The following is a 15940-nucleotide window of genomic DNA, read 5'->3' on the forward strand; positions in this document are numbered from 1 at the left end:
CAGTTGCTGTGATTTAAGGGGCCTGTTAGTTTTATTCGTATGGTCATTTTTTGCCTTCCAGTAGGTGTTTAATACTTATCGAGAAAGGCTTTTAACGCTCCTGACTTTGGTACATCCTTCCGTGATATGAGAACGGTGTTTATGGTGCCAAGCTGCCTGTTGAGTGGATAGGTAATGATTTGTCTGCCTGGATAGTATTGGGAAATAATCTCTTCGGGCAATATGCTGACACCAAGCCCGGCTTCGACAAAATTGATGATCCCCTCTATGGAGTTGAGCACTGTGCTTTTATAATGGATAATGCCTTTAGCACTTAGCCACGACTCCAGCCGGGCGCGATAAACGCAACCCTGTTCAAAGACAACGATCTTTAGTGGTTGTTTTTGAAGTAAATCGGCCAGCTTGGGTGCTTTGGCGGCGATGAGAATTACCAGCTGTTCTTCTTTGACATTAATTTGCTCCAGTTCAGCCACATTTACCGGGCCCGGCACAAAGGCAGCGTCCAATTTGTAATTCAGAACTTCATTGATTAGCGTACTGCGCATTTCAGATCTAAATTCAAGTTCAACATCCGGGTAATGTTCGGCAAAGCCGCTGAGAATTTCCGGCACTTTCAAGGCCATAGTTGTTTCCACACACCCAACTTTCAGATAGCCGTTGACGAGATCGCTGCTGCCAACATTTTTTTTTGCTTCTTCGACGAGGTGACTGATTTGCTTGCAGTATTGCATAAGGGTATGCCCGGCTGCCGTTAGCTCAACCTTTCTGGAAGTACGGGTAAAAAGCTCTGTGCGAAACTCTTCTTCCAACGCCTTAATTCTGGCCGTTACATTTGACTGAACGGTAAACATCGCTTCTGCAGCCTTGGTGAAACTTCCGTTAGCAGCTACTGCCTCAAAAATTTTAAGATCGTTTGTATTCACTTTTATTAATCACAATTAATGATGTATAAAATCATTTAAAATCATTTAAAATCATTTTATATAATCAAATATAAGAATTAATTTTGGATCAAACAAAAAATCTTAAAACATGGATAACTCCCGTAGAAAATTTATCACAAGTGTTGCGGTTTCCGCCGCAGCACTTAGTTTACCCGGCATGGCAACAGCAGATTCACTTCAATCAGCAAACCAGTTAAAAAACACTTTCGATTTCGTCGCAGGCGAGACTGGAACGTGGAAAATCACCAAAATTAGTCCCTTTATTGGTGAAGCCATGGCTCTGGCCCCATTTTTAAATATTGTACCGACGACAGACTTTAATACCATTTCGGGGAAATGGACATTAAGGGGGCAAACGAGTAATTTACGCTACACTACTCAGGAAGAAAAAGCCGCAATGGACGCAGTACAAGCGGGGCTAGGCCGCCCTGAAGCCACAATGGCCGCATTAATTCCCATTAAGAAATCCGATGAATGGTGGATGCTGGCACAGGATCAAAGGCGTGCAATCTTTGCTGATAAATCTGATCACACCAAAGTTGGTATGCATTATTTACCAGGCGTGGCAAGGAAATTATATCATAGCAGGGATATTGGGGAGCCTTTTGATTTCCTTACCTGGTTCGAATATGCGCCGCAGCATTCAGATGAATTTGAAGAGCTTGTGGGCAAACTCAGAAAAACCGAGGAATGGAAGTATGTTACGCGGGAATTCGACATCAGGTTGGTTAGAGCCTGATCTGTTCTTCCCGGGGTAGGCTAACAGCTCCCGGGGAAAGTAATTCCCAGATTCAAGTTATAAATGCAACACTAAAGGTTTAAGGAAAGGAAGCCTAGGCTTCCTTTCCTTAGGCTGAATAACTAAATTAGTGTTGTCATGCAGAAATTCAATCATCTCAGCCCAGAACAAAGGTACCAAATCGAAATTTTAAACAAAGCCGGAACCAAGCAAGTGGAGATAGCCAGGCTCATTGGGGTCCATAAAAGCACCGTGAGCAGAGAACTCAAGCGGAATACCGGAAAGCGAGGACCTCATGCCAAAGTATATTCAGCCAAGATTGCTATAGATCGGACTCATGAACGCCATCGCCTCAAGCGAAAGAAAATCCGATTCACTGAAGCCCTGAAAGAACAAGCCAGAATGTGGCTGGAACAGGACAAACTCAGCCCGGAACTCATCGCTGCCCAATGGGAAAAACAAGAACAGCAAGGCGTATCCCATGAGACCATTTATGACTGGATTTGGAAAGCCAAGAAAAGCCGCCATTCGAGTTTGATTCAGGACAGAGGCCTGTACAAACATCTCAGACACGGCAAACGAAAACAAAAAAGAGGCAATTACAGGCAAAATAGAGGCGTTATCAAAGAACGTGTACCGATCGACCAAAGACCTGAAATCGTTCAAAACAGGGAACGATTAGGGGATATAGAAGTAGATTTGATGATGGGTAAAAACCACCAATCTGCCTTACTAGTCATGACAGATAGAGCTACTCTAATCACGACAATGGACTTCCTCCCTTCAAAAGAAGCAGAGCTTGTCAAGGCCAAAATCGAACAGCGCATTGAGTGGATCGGACCCAGCTGGATCAAAACCTGCACATTCGACAACGATATGGCTTTCGCCTTGCACCATGAAATAAGAGACAAATATGGAATCAAAACCTTCTTCACCAGACCCTATACTTCTCAAGACAAAGGAACAGTAGAAAACCGAATAGGACTCATCAGAGCATTCCTTCCTAAAGGAACCGACCTAAATGAAATCAACGACCAAACCATCGCAGAAATAGAACAAAAAATCAACAACAGGCCCATTAGGAAATTCAACTACCTAACTCCTAAAGAGAAATTACTATCTTACAAAACTGTTGCACTTATTACTTGAACACGGCTTGAGTTAGAAACCAATCCAAGCGAAGAAACATTTATTACTAACCGAGAAAAAGCAAAAGAATTAAAACATAAAACTCAACAAAATATTGATTCTGAAAATGAAATTCTCCGTTCCTTGAAAAACAAAGAAGATGATTTAACTAAATCAACCGAAGAATTAGTAGCAACAATTCAAACACTTCAAAAAAACAAGAACAATATTCCTATTAATGAGGCTCGTATTCGTGAAGAACTAATTGAGCATATTGGAGCAAGTAGAGAAGAAATTCCTTTCATCGGAGAATTGATTAAAGTAAAAGATGGTGAAATGAAGTGGGAATCTTCTATTGAAAAAGTACTTCACAATTTTGCTTTGAGATTGATTGTTCCACCAAAGTATTATTCATTAGTTAACCAATATGTGAACAGCAATAATTTGAAAGGCAGAATTCGTTACGACAAGTTTGAAGACCAAGACTATCTCAAAAATTTTAAGAACAAAGGTTTTAACGAAAAGTCATTAATCAATAAAATTGAAATTAAGCCAAAAACACAATATTACGATTGGATTGAGAACTATTTCGAATCACAATTTGACTTTGTGTGTGTAGATAATCTTTTGGAATTTGAGCAATTCCACGAAATGGCAATTACTCAAAATGGGTTGATAAAATTCAAAAGGGGCAAACACGAAAAAGACGACCGACCACATATTGCTCGGAAGGAAAATTTTGTGTTAGGATGGGACAACAAAGAAAAACTCTCCTCCTTAAAGAAAGAATTGATCAATCTTCAAAATCAACAAACAGAAAATAAGAAAGCGATTGCAAACAAAAATATTGAAATAAAAAACCTAGGTATATACAAGGATGAATGCCATAATTTATTTTCAAAATTTGAAAAGTATGATGATGTAAATTGGCAATCGTATGCGAACGAGATTCAAGAAAAAACAGAACAGAAAGATAAACTAGAAAAAACAAACAATCGAGTAAAGCAGCTTCAAGAAGATTTAAAAAAGGTTCAAGACGCTTTGAGACAGCTTTCAGATGTTCAAATTTTCAATAAAGGACAAGAAATATTTTCCAAGAAAAATGAAGTTGGCTCAATTGAACAATCAATCAGGAGTAACAAATCCATTTATGAGCCATTGGGAATTGTTGATGTTTCAATGTTTGAAAAACAACATTCCGATTTGCTGAATATTGAATACACAACATTTGAAACAAGTCGTGAGAGATTCCAAAAGGAAAATTCAAGACAAACAAGAGAACTTGAAGTACAAAAGCAAACGAAAGAAAGAGAAGTAATTATCAAGATAAACGAATTTAAACAGCCTTCAGAAGCTATATTAAGTAAATTCAAGGATTGGCGTTCTGATGTTAATTCCCTTCCCGATTCAACACATTTAGAGTTAATCAGTGAATATCAAAATTTCCTTGCTAGGTTGGAGAATGATAATCTTCCAAAGTTTGAAAAGAAATTCAATGACTATTTGCAAGAAACAATTACCAACAAAGTAGGTGATTTTAGAATGTTCTTTGAAAACTGGTCAGATTCAATCAAAGAAAACATCAAACATTTGAACGAATCTTTAAAAGAGATTGACTTCAAAAATAAACCCCAAACCTACATTCAACTTGTTGCACCTAACAAGATTAATGATGAAGTGAAAGAGTTTAGAAAACTTTTAGAAGAAGCCGTTCCCAATGTTTACCAAATGGAAAAAAATATTGAAGGCAGGAAACATCATTTCAATAATCACATTCAACCATTTATAGAACGATTAGATAAAGAAGAATGGCGGAAAAAAGTAATGGACGTTCGTTTTTGGTTTAGTTACAAAGCCGAAGAATTTTACAAGGAAACAAGTCAAAAGTTTAAGACTTATGAAGCAATGGGGCAACTTTCAGGTGGTGAAAAGGCTCAACTTACTTATACTATTTTGGGTTCTGCAATTGCTTATCAATTTGGATTAACAAGATATAATCAAGGGTTAGAATCTAAATCCTTTCGCTTCATTGCCATTGATGAAGCATTCAAGGCTCAAGATGAAGACAAAGCACGGTACTTAATTACACTTTGTAAACAACTTCATTTGCAATTACTGGTCGTTACACCAAGCGATAATATTCACATTGTAGAAAACGATATTTCATTTGTTCACTTTGTTGAGCGTAAAGAAGAAAGACATTCGTGGTTGTATGATATGCCAATTGAACAATTCAAAGAAGAAAAAGCGAATTATCTGACTAAATGATTACACCAAAGGAAATAAAGGACAAAACCGAAAGAAAGTACATTTCATTTCTTCAATCTTTGGTTGAACAGCGACCTTTTGAGAAGTTAGTTATTCGTGGCGATAAGACGTACACCAAATCTTCACTGTCGGAATTTGAAAGAGAAATTCAACATATTCATAGCCATTCAAAGGAGAAAAAAGGTTTTGGCTATACATTGGAGTTTCAAAAAATAAAGACAAAGCATTTAGGAACTCAAGATTTACCAATTTCAATTTACTTTGATAATGAAAAAGATTTTTTGAAATTTTTAGGTAAAGAGAATGAAGTAGATTCTTTCAAATCAAATGTTGAGATAATCCTTCAAGAATTCCCTGAACTCAAAGATTGGATAATTAAAAATCCTAAAAAGGTTATTGACAATGCGAACGAATGGAAAAATATTTTGCAAGTGTGTCAATACTTCAAACAAAATCCAAAACCAAATTTCTACATCAGAGAATTGCCGGTAAAAGTTCACACGAAATTTATTGAGAGAAATAAAGGCATTATCAGAGAACTCCTAGATGTCCTTATCTACGAACACGTAAACACCGAAGAAAAAGAATTTGAAAAAAGATTCTATTTGAAATATGCTGAACCTCAAATCAGATTTAAAGTTCTTGATAAAACAATATCGGACAGATTTTTTTCGGGAATAGATGATATTGCTATTCCAGTCAGCCAATTTGAAAAATTGGAATTACCAATCAGAAAAGTATTGGTCATAGAAAACAAAACAACACTTTACACCACTTTGACACTTCCAAAAATGGATGACACCATTGCGATATTTGGTAGTGGATTTAGCGTTTTCAATCTTAAAAATGTACGTTGGTTTGATAATCTTAAATTACATTATTGGGGTGACATAGACGTTCAAGGTTTTGAAATTCTATCACAATTCAGGTCTTACTTTCCGCAGACAAAAAGTATATTAATGGACAAAAAATCCTTTGACAAGTTTTTTGAAGACGACAACGGAACACCGACAAACATATCAACAAGACTAAACTTGACAGACGAAGAACAAGAGCTTTACGAGATTTTGAAAACAAACAACTGGAGACTTGAACAAGAAAAAATCCCATTAGAATATGTAAACAAATACTTTGACAATGAATAACCCAACCCTTCACAGCCACACACATTGCCAAGTCGATCAAGCCGACACGCAATCCAAAACTTGGCAAAGAGTGTGTCTGTCCCAACGCACGACTGACCAACAAATGGACGAAGAAAAAGAAGCACTAGGCGGTAACAGGCGTTTGGCTCAATGGCGGGTGACGTGGTTAATTGAACATTCTACCTCGCATCAACATTTGTGGTGTCTTGACAGTTTTGTGCTCCGAAATCCGCCACTGCGCCAAGCGCCAAAACGTTGGGCATAATTGGCACGTACGACTTAGACTACGGAGTTTCTTGCACAATAAATTTTCGGGATATTCTTTTTGGGATGTTTAGAAGAATAAAGGATTTAGTCTTCAAGTCTTTCGATTGGGAATCGTAGAAAGTTCACTTTCAATACGTTTGACAACGTAAAAGACTTGGCTAAGTTATCGAAAATAAATGACAAAGTCAAGAATTTATTTTTGATAACTTAAATATCCCAAAAAAATAGAGCCCAAAAACCCCTATTATTGACTTCGCCTAGCAGGCTTGCTAAGCGCAATAAATAATTGGTTTCATTGATTTGGATTGTGGTGAAAGAAAAGATATGAGTAGTCTATCCAACTCCGTTACTGATAAAAAGATGGATTGTAAATAGTCAGTAACTACGCCCAACAGCGGTTATGCGAAATGCCTTCCGCTTTTATTGGATAAAATAGTACAAATTAAAAAATTTGGCTATTTTAGCTATTATTAGTGAAGCGGCGAAAGAAGGCACTTCGCATAGCCGCAAACGTTGTGTGCCATGCGAAAGAACCACCACCAATAAAGAAAATACAACAGATGGAATATTTAAATTTTTCACGCTTAACTGAAAAGGACTTCGATGATATAATTGCGATGGTCGATGGTGAAAGGTTTACATATGATCCATCAATTGAAACTAAAAATTGCGATTATAGATATGAAAATATTCTGATTGAACTAAAAATCATTGAGGAAGAGCCTATTGAAAAGCAATCAAAACAAAATAAACTAGCTGAGTTGTTTCGGTCTGATATAAAAACTGTAATTATAAATCCATTAGACCTTGATTTTGAAAACAAAAGGAAATATTACAATGAGCTTTCTACGCCTATAAAGACTGCAATAAAAAAAGCATCTCAACAACTCAAGATTTCATCAGAAAATGGAGAATATAAGATTACTATAATCGTGAATAATGGTTTATCGATGACCTTGCCTGATGAGTTTTTTGACATAGCTGTTAGGCGAGCAAAAAATGACACATCAAATATTGACATGCTCATTATTTGTGGAATCTATCATTTTTCAGACGGCTTTGATACAATTGCAACAGCGATGTTTAAAGATGTTGAAATACAAAATAAAGAAAAGCCCATTGATTTTATTGATAAATTAAGAGAGGCTTGGAGTATTAAGGTTAATGAATATATGACACAACAAATCATTAGTAATGAAATAGAAAGAACGAAGCCACCCATTAAAGATATTTATTTTGAGTTAAATAATATTAGATATGTAAAACCTCCTATTCAATGGGGAAAAGAATCCGATTTTTATGGAAAACAAGGAAGGCCTAGATTTGACACAACAGGGATGGAATCATGTCCTCCAGTTGGAGTTGTTATGCCTATCTTTGATTTAGAGAGCTATAATTTTGTTAAAGAAAACATTAGTATTTTTGATAGTTATTTGCTTAAAAATAATTTGGAGGATTACCTTAAATGGATAGAAAAGGAAAGAATTGAAAATGATGACTTTTTAAAACCAATAGTACCGATAAAAGTTTCAAAAGAAGAACTAATTAAAACTCCCTCTCCATTTAGTTTTAAAGATATTGGAATTTCTCTTTTACCTATATTTCAGAAAGAAGTTATTAAAATAGCTGAGAACAGCTTTGCATTTAATAATACACCAATCAGTAATAATTACATATTACTTCAAATTAATGAAATTGGTATGGATAAGGCAAATGATATTGCTTTTATTTCATATAACAAAACTAGAATGAGTGGAGAAACACAGGAGTATTTGATTAAAGGTGAAAGAATGAAATATGAATATGCATTAATATTAGCGTCTGTTTATTGCTTATCTTTAAATGCTGATGCTGTTTATTATATGATTAATGACGATTTTAAATGGAAATAATGCACGGGCACACAACAGCGCTTTGAGAAATTCAAAGCACTTCACAAAGCGCCGCTGGTTACCAGCCATTTTGGGCGACCGAATAAAAATTTAACAGACAGTTAATGGAAAAAGAATTTTACTACTTGGACGAAAAGGAACAAAAAGGTCCTTTCACTATTGACCAATTAAAAACAATTGGACTAAAACCAGAAACTTTAGTTTGGTCAGATGGATTTGAAAATTGGAAACAAGTCAAAGATGTTGATGAGTTGAAAATTGTATTAAAAAAAACGCCACCGCCACCACCAATAATAGACACTTTATCATCATCTTCGATTAAAGATGATGAGAATGAAATTTTAGACGAAAAAATGAATAATGTTGAAGATAGCAACATAAAATTTTGGGCTTCTTTTAAAATTTTCGGTTCTATTGTTATCTTTATTCTTTTAGCAATATTTATAGGCTTTTATATTGTAAACTCTAAAAAAGCAAAACTAAAAGATGAAATTTCATTAAAAATCAATAATGTCCTTGACAATAAAAGTTTAATTATTGACGGAACAATAACTTTAACGGAAGGTAAATTAAAAAATATAGATTACGGAAAAAGAAAACAGAACCTAACTGATGACCCTCTTTCAATTCCTATTAGAAATCCTTGGTGGGAAACCGAAAAACTTTACACAATTTTTACTGCTGAAAGTGGTGGTTTTACAATTAAACAATTAACAAAACAAAGTGACGAAAGTTTTGATGTTTTGACATCATATTCTGGAGATATGGGATATAAAAAACCAAGTTCATCATATATTGCTCCGCAATATATGGATGATGGTTTGGGTGGTAAATTTAAAATTAGTGGAGGTTACCAATCCCAAAATTATAGAACTTCTGTACGTGATGCTTATCGTAGTGCGTATGAATATTTCACAAAAGAAGATAAAAAATCACCAGGAGCGTATTCTCCAGGAAAATTTATTGACATTAACAATTTTCCAGATTTAAGAAATGAATATTTTTATTTAGAGAATAGAGAACCTAAATCATATTCTTCATCAGGTACATTTGCCGCTTCTTGGGAAAGTTCTGGTGACCACGGAGCAAATATTAATAATGAAAACTGGGTTGTATATTATAAAACATATGGAGAACATTATGAACTAACAGAAAACGACAGTAAAATAAACAAAGATTTATTGACCAATATCGGAATCGCCATTGGTTTAATATTCTTGATACTATTAATTGCTTTTATATCTAAACCGAAATATTTTAGAAACTTGAACTTGTATGGTAAAAGATGGCAAAACCTACTTTATAAGGAACAAATATTTTTCTTTGAACACTCATTTTTTGGAAAACAAACATTTACTGAAATAATTAACGACAAAGTTTACAAAGGAACATTAAAAATTACCGACAAAGGGAACACAATCAATTTATCATATCCAAACAAAGAATTATTTTATAAAATTGACAAAATTGATGTCGATAATTTATCTCTAATCTCAATAAAAGATAAAAGCGTTGTTACATTAAAAAGAATTGGAGCAAAAGAAACTATAGAAATAAAAAACGAAGATATTAGCACACAAAAAGAAGAAACAAATCAGTAATTTAATAGTAAACACAATGCCAACTTTTGGAGAAAAATCTATGTACAGTCTTGAAGGCGAAGAAGCCAATCATTTAAAATCTTTAAATGAACGCTTTATACGTTGGCAAGAAAAACAAATCGCTTTACTTACATTTTCAATCAACCTTCTGTTTACTATTTCAATTGCATCAGTAGGTTTAATAATCAATAACTTTGACAAACCGATATTCAAAGAAAAATATGCTTGGGGATATATACTTCCACAGACAGTTGCATTTATTATTACAATTTCATCAATTTTTGGAATTGTCGCTTTGTTTTGTCGACTTTTTGATTTTCGCCTCACAAAGACAATTATTCGCAAAAGAATATTATTGTTTAAAGTGAAAAATGAAATTAAGTATGAGAATTGCGAAGAGCTAACACAAAAAAAACTTAATGACAAAATAAAAAGTCTAAATTGCTTTACAAAATATTTAGGTAAGGCAACTTGGTGTTTTTTCATTCTGCAAGCGGTAACATTTGTGATTGCACTAATACTATTAATTTACAAGATATAACAGCAATAAACCCCTCTTGTCCTCGTTTGTATCCATATCAGGTGCTTGCCTGCGGCGAGTACCTACTCACATTAGAAAAACAAATCGTAGCGTTTTCAACGCGGTTTTAACCAAGACAACCTTCACCACAAAAATCAAAGAAATTATCTCCATCCAATTATAGAAATATTATAGAGGATAGATACACTTGAAGTGAACTAAAACTTCGAAAGTAAATACACAGTTTATAGCAGCAATCTAACCTCAATTGAGGTGTGAATCTTGAATTAAATAAAATACTAATTATACATTTTGTTGATAACTAAAATAGAATACAACTTTTAAAAAAATTAATTTAGCAGAAACAATTCTTACAATTAATTTTTAAGTTGTTTTCTTTAAACATATTATGATATGAGTCAAGTCAAAGTGAATATAAATGAATCTACATTTTTAGAAAAATTTAAAATTAAAAAAAATAAAATTTTAAAACTGATTCTTTTCATAGTAATAAAATATTCAACCAATTATTTAAGAAAAATAAATGGTATAAATAATTATGAAAATCCTGATAATTTAGAAGATTTTAGTCCTGTTGTTTTAAATGAAGAAGAAGATAGTCACAGCACTACAATTAAGTTTGCAATAGACAATCCTAATATTCAAAATCTTGCCCTAACTGGTCCATATGGAAGTGGAAAAAGCTCAATTTTAAAAACATTTGAACACAAACATCTTGAATATAAATACTTAAACATTTCACTTGCAACATTTGATGAAAAAACATTAGTAACTGATAAAATAGAATATAACATTTTAAAACAACTTTTTTATAGTGTTGAACATAAGAAAATTCCTGAATCACGTTTTAAAAGAATTGAAAATCATACTGGAATTTGGTCAAAAACAATATTCTTTTCACTATGGCTATTTTCAATATCTTACTTTATAGAATTTGAATTTTTAGAAAATCTTAAAAGAAATCTTCATCTTTATTTTCACATTAAAGGATTTGATTTCTTTTATGGTTTTTATCTAGTTATTGGAACAGGCATTATCTTAAATAAAGTAATGAATTTTATTATCAATTTTAAATTGACAAAATTTAAAATAAAAGAAACTGATTTTGAAAATGATCAAGACAAAAAAACTATAAATTTCGAAAATGAAATTGATGAAATTTTATATTTTTTTGAAAAAAATCCAATTGAAATTGTCTTTATTCAAGATATTGACAGATTTAAAAATAAAAGTGAAATATTTATAAAATTAAGAGAAATTAATAATTTGATAAATAACTATGAACCAATAAAAAACCAACGGAAAGTAACATTTATCTATGCCGTTTCTGACGATGTTTTTAAAGAAAGTGAAAGAGCTAAATTCTTTGATTTTATTATTCCTGTAATTCCTATTATAAATTATACAAGTTCAAGTTCTAAATTTTTAGAAAAATTAGATTTAGATATTAAAAACAAGAAATTATCAAAAGAATTTATTGATGATGTTTGTTTGTTTTTGAATGATTATAGAACAATTAAATCAATATATAATGAATATACGATTTATAAAAAAATCATAGGCAAACAATTAGACAATTACAATAATTTATTAGCAATGATGGTATATAAGAATATTGAACCAACAGATTTTAATGAATTAAATTCTAATCAAGGTTACGTTTATAAAATTATTGAAAATTCTAGTGAATTAATTGAAGAACGTATTCAAAGTCTTAATACAAAAATAAACTTAGAATTGAATCCAAAATTAGAGAACATTAAAAATGAAAAGATCAAAAATATAAAAGAATTAAGAATGCTTTATATTTTAAAATTTTGCGAAATAATTAACTCTCAAAATAATTATTCGGTTTTTGGTTTTAACTTAAAACAAACTAAATGTTCAATTGAAAATCTTCTAACAGATGAATATTTTGAGTTATTTAAAAACCAACCAAATATTAATTATTATTATTCTACTTACAATTCAACAGCTAGTGGGGTTTCATTTAGCCAAATTGAAAAAGCATTAGATAATTCAATTTATTCTGAAAGATTAGAAACACTTAAAAGCGGTGAAAAAGAAAACCTAAATCAAATTAAAACTGAATTAATCGATATCGAAAATAAAAAACAAGAACTCAATTCAAAAAAATTATTTGAGTTATTAGATGAAAATAATTCAGCACCTTATTTTGAAAAATATTATTCAGAAAAGAAAATCATTAACAATTATAAATTAATCAACTATTTGTTAATCAAAGGATATATAAATGAAGATTACAACCACTACATTTCTTATTTTCATCCTGGTAGTATTACTAAAGAAGATAATGATTTTTTAATTAGTTTACTTCCCAGCGAAAAAGCATTATCTCATAATCATAAACTAAAAGAAGTTAAAACTTTAATAAAAAAAATAAAGCCTGAAAATTATTATCAAGAAGCGATCTTAAATTTTTATTTGATTGATTACTTGATTGAAAATAAAATCAATGCAAAATTAAACTCTATAATTGCATTATTAAGCAAAGGAAATGAAAAATCTGTTAAATTTATTGATGCTTATTTTGAGTATGCTAACGAAAACAATAGAGCTGAATTATTTAAAATTATATTCATCAATTGGAGTGAGATATTAAATTTAATTTTCAATAAGTCTAATCTTCCTGACGAAAAAATCAAGCAATATTTAAAATACATTTTCAAATATCTTGATATAAAAACAATTGATAAAATTGATAACCAAAAAATACTATCAAATTATATTTCTAAATTAGAAAATCTAAATTATCTCAACCCTAAAGAAACTAATTTAGAAACATTCAAAAAATTTCTAGAAAACTCAACAATAGAATTTGAAAATATTAAATACAATAAAGAAAATAAAAATATTTTTGAATTTATTTATGATAAAAACAAATATGTAATAAATGAAAAAATGATTGAATTGTTTATAACCAATTTTAATCAAAATGGAACTAATGTTGAAAATCTTAAAACATCAAATTATACAACAATTAAAAATTCAGGAAAGCCAAAACTCATTAAATATATTGAAGACAATTTAGAAATATATTTAGAAAATGTTTTTCTGAAATTAGAAAATAATTCTAATGAATCTCAAGAAAGTATATGCTCAATTCTTAATAACGAAAAAATCAACATCCGTTTTGATATTATAGAAAAAGGCAAGTTTTCAATAGTTGACTTGTCAAAAATCAATGAGATTGAAATCCAATCAGCATTAATAATATATGAGAAAATAATTCCAACTTGGAAAAATTTAATGGCCTATTATAAAAAATCAAAAGAATTTGATGAAACAATAATAGATTATTTAAATCTTGAACATAATTATAATATTCTTTCAAAACCACCTTTTATTGATGACTCAGATGCAGGTGTAAAAACTAGTTTTCCTAAAGATTTAATTAATAGCAATATTTCAGATGAGAGTTTTTCTAAATTAACTTATAGTCTCCCATTTGCCTATAAAGATGGGAATGAATTCATAAGTATTAGCAATTCAAAGATGAAATCATTAATTGAATCTAAAAGAATATTATTATCGACTGATAATTACACTATGATTGATGAATCATATAATGATTTGTTAATTCTTCTTGTAGAACAAAATGTTAATGATTTTATAAAATCAATTGAGGAATATACTTTGAATAGTTCTATTATTTTAGAAATATTAAATTCTAAAATTTTTAATACTTCACAAAAATTATCAATCATAGAAAGCACAACCGATACGATTTTAATTGACAATAAAAAATTACTAATTAAGTTGAGCGAATTTTTATTAGATAATAGAATTAATAAAATTAGTTTTGTTCTCTTAACCGAATTAATATCTAATTCGTCCACACTTAAACATAAAGTGGAGTTAACTAATAATTATTTCACTTTTATAGAAAACATTAATTTAATCGCAATTATTGAAAAAATTGAAGAATTTTCAAAGTTACTTTTAGGCAAACATCCCAAAGTGGATAACACAGTTTATAACCAACAATTAATCAATAATCTTGAAGGTAAATTAATAAGTAAAAAGAAAGCATCAAAGGATAATAAACAAATTGAATTATTCCCGTTTATAAATAGCAGAATTTAATGTTTTTGAATAGATTCATTTTGAGCCTTTGAGTTTTATCCATTATCTCATTCAGCTGCACAAAACTTTCATTTAGTCCAAGTATTCCTAAACTCAAGTCTTTGTTTGCTTCATTTCGCTAATTACGTTTCCAATAACAAGAACATTCTTTTTCGTTCGGTGATAAAAGGACGTTTTACATTTCAGTTGCCACTCCTTTGCCAACGCTCCAAAAAAAATTACTGGCACAGTTTTTATCAAAAACACGTACGCTTCGCAACTTGCACCAGTATTGAAATACTCAAATAGTCATTACCTCATTCAGCTGCACAAAATCCTCGTTTAGTTTAAAAAAATAAACTTAATCTTTAAAATAAATAAATATTTTTTTCTGTAATTAAATATTAAGTTCAACAAAATCAACACAATGTATTTATTATAAAACAAACAATAAAGTGCAATTAATATTAAAACAAAGCATAATCAAAGAACATCAATTTTAATTACATTTGTATATGGCGCAATTAGATATGTTTGGGGGCAATGGAAATGATAATACTTTTCCTAAAACTGGTTTAAATAAAATCACTAATGGTGAATTTATTTATGTCATTCAATGGAAAGGTTGAAATTGGCAAATGGAAATATCTTGCTGAAGCTAACTTAATTTATATAGATCGTTTGACAGATAAAATATTTCTAAAACAATCCTTCTTTGATGATTCAGTGATGATATTAAAAATTGATGGCACCAATGATGATTTATTCATTTTAGCTAATGAAAATATTATTCCTGATCTTGATGTTCCAAAATACCTTTCTTCTTTTATTATTAATATTGGAATATTAGAAAGAACTACTTTTTTTAATATGCCATTAATAAATGGAGATATTTTAAATATAAATAGAGACGAATTAAATTATTCAAAAGTAGGTATGTCTGTCCTCTTAAACAACAATAGTGCGCCAGATGGTGAATATTTTGCTCAAGGTGATATAGTCGATAAATTATTAGTATACCATATTACAGATTCCAAAATTAAAGACCTTTTTTGGTTATTTACTTATAAAACATCAAAAGGCACTTTTAAAATTTATCAGAAAAATGAATATAGCTTTTCTTTAGGGGATAAAGTATTATTAAATAATATTCCAGCACCAAATGGCAAACACAAATTAGAATTTATGATGCATATTAATGTAACTAATGGAGTGATTTCTAGTCATTCTATTTTTTAATAAATCTATTATAAAACACCAAGAGGAATCATTTTTTAACTAATCCGTAACTATCAAATACCCCGAAATGGTCGCACAAATATTCCCCCA

10 protein-coding genes are annotated in these 15940 nt (G+C 30.9%); 9 read left to right on the forward strand and 1 reads right to left on the reverse strand.

Going from position 1 to position 15940, the window contains the following annotated elements:
• Positions 1-68 precede the first annotated feature (68 nt).
• On the reverse strand, positions 69-923 hold the full coding sequence (locus tag KOE27_RS25785) for a LysR family transcriptional regulator (protein ID WP_215241781.1): 855 nt from the start codon (positions 921-923) through the stop codon (positions 69-71).
• Between the two features lie 109 nt (positions 924-1032).
• Between KOE27_RS25785 and KOE27_RS25790 the strand changes: the two genes are divergently transcribed.
• The 9 genes from KOE27_RS25790 (at position 1033) to KOE27_RS25830 (ending at position 15850) form a co-directional block, all read left to right on the forward strand.
• Positions 1033-1683 carry a chlorite dismutase family protein gene (locus tag KOE27_RS25790; RefSeq protein ID WP_229252992.1) on the forward strand — a complete coding sequence of 217 codons (651 nt, stop codon included), beginning with the start codon at positions 1033-1035 and terminating at the stop codon, positions 1681-1683.
• Positions 1684-1821: 138 nt separating this feature from the next.
• Positions 1822-2832 carry an IS30 family transposase gene (locus tag KOE27_RS25795; RefSeq protein ID WP_215241782.1) on the forward strand — a complete coding sequence of 337 codons (1011 nt, stop codon included), beginning with the start codon at positions 1822-1824 and terminating at the stop codon, positions 2830-2832.
• A gap of 123 nt (positions 2833-2955) precedes the next feature.
• Entirely contained in the window at positions 2956-5079 is a 2124-nt protein-coding gene (locus tag KOE27_RS25800) for an ATP-binding protein (RefSeq protein WP_215241783.1), read from the forward strand.
• Complete coding sequence (locus tag KOE27_RS25805) at positions 5076-6224, forward strand: Wadjet anti-phage system protein JetD domain-containing protein (protein ID WP_215241784.1); 1149 nt, start codon at positions 5076-5078, stop codon at positions 6222-6224. The genes KOE27_RS25800 and KOE27_RS25805 overlap by 4 nt, the downstream gene beginning before the upstream one ends.
• Before the next feature lie 827 nt (positions 6225-7051).
• Positions 7052-8383: a hypothetical protein gene (locus tag KOE27_RS25810; protein ID WP_215241785.1), complete on the forward strand. Its 1332-nt coding sequence runs from the start codon at positions 7052-7054 to the stop codon at positions 8381-8383.
• A 104-nt stretch (positions 8384-8487) separates the two neighbouring features.
• Positions 8488-9984, forward strand: coding sequence for a DUF4339 domain-containing protein (locus KOE27_RS25815; protein ID WP_072938649.1), 1497 nt, complete (start codon positions 8488-8490; stop codon positions 9982-9984).
• Positions 9985-10000: 16 nt separating this feature from the next.
• Complete coding sequence (locus KOE27_RS25820) at positions 10001-10525, forward strand: hypothetical protein (protein ID WP_072938654.1); 525 nt, start codon at positions 10001-10003, stop codon at positions 10523-10525.
• 393 nt (positions 10526-10918) lie between these two features.
• Positions 10919-14632: a YobI family P-loop NTPase gene (locus KOE27_RS25825; protein ID WP_215241786.1), complete on the forward strand. Its 3714-nt coding sequence runs from the start codon at positions 10919-10921 to the stop codon at positions 14630-14632.
• A gap of 570 nt (positions 14633-15202) precedes the next feature.
• Positions 15203-15850, forward strand: a complete 648-nt coding sequence (locus tag KOE27_RS25830) for a hypothetical protein (protein ID WP_215241787.1) — start codon at positions 15203-15205, stop codon at positions 15848-15850.
• The last annotated feature ends 90 nt before the right edge of the window (positions 15851-15940 follow it).

The sequence above is a fragment of the Dyadobacter sp. CECT 9275 genome (genome assembly GCF_907164905.1).
Lineage (GTDB): Bacteria > Bacteroidota > Bacteroidia > Cytophagales > Spirosomataceae > Dyadobacter > Dyadobacter helix.